The sequence below is a fragment of the Pseudomonas sp. SMN5 genome (assembly GCF_052041925.1).
Lineage (GTDB): Bacteria > Pseudomonadota > Gammaproteobacteria > Pseudomonadales > Pseudomonadaceae > Aquipseudomonas.
On sequence record NZ_JBKGGX010000066.1, the window covers coordinates 1 to 677 of the forward strand.

The window sequence follows — 677 nt, forward strand, 5'->3', positions numbered from 1 at the left end:
CGCGTCGCTGGTCGAGCAATTACCGGTTCCGGCAGGCGTGCAGACGCTGCTGCTGGACGCGGACGTCAGCGAGTTCGCCGACAGCGATCCTCAGGTGGCGATGGATGCGTCGAACCTGGCCTACGTGATCTACACCTCCGGCTCCACCGGCCAACCCAAGGGCACCTTGCTGCCGCACCGCAACATCCTGCGCTTGTTCGAGGCCACCCAGGCGTGGTTCGGCTTTGGTCCGGCGGATGTCTGGAGTCTGTTCCATTCCTACGCCTTCGACTTCTCGGTCTGGGAAATCTTCGGTGCGTTGCTGCACGGTGGCGAGCTGTTGATCGTGCCTCACGATGTCACTCGCTCGCCGCAGGAGTTCCACCGGTTGCTATGCGAGGCCGGGGTGACGGTGCTCAACCAGACGCCTTCGGCGTTCAAGCAACTGATGCACGAGGCCTGCGTCGACAGCCGCAGCAACGCCTTGCGCTACGTGGTGTTCGGTGGCGAAGCGCTGGACGTGAAGAGCCTGCGCCCGTGGTTCGAGCGCTTCGGCGATACGGCACCGCAATTGATCAACATGTACGGCATCACCGAAACCACCGTGCACGTGACCTACCGTCCACTGTCCATCGCTGATCTGGAACAGGACGCCAGCAGCCCGATTGGCGAACCCATCGCCGACCTGTCGTGGTACC

The 677-nt window shown here is 63.2% G+C and carries 1 protein-coding gene; it reads left to right on the forward strand.

The genetic code is table 11. From position 1 onward, the window contains the following. Nucleotides 1-677: AMP-binding protein (locus tag ACLEJR_RS26995; RefSeq protein WP_440817753.1), on the forward strand; the 677-nt coding region annotated here is incomplete at both ends.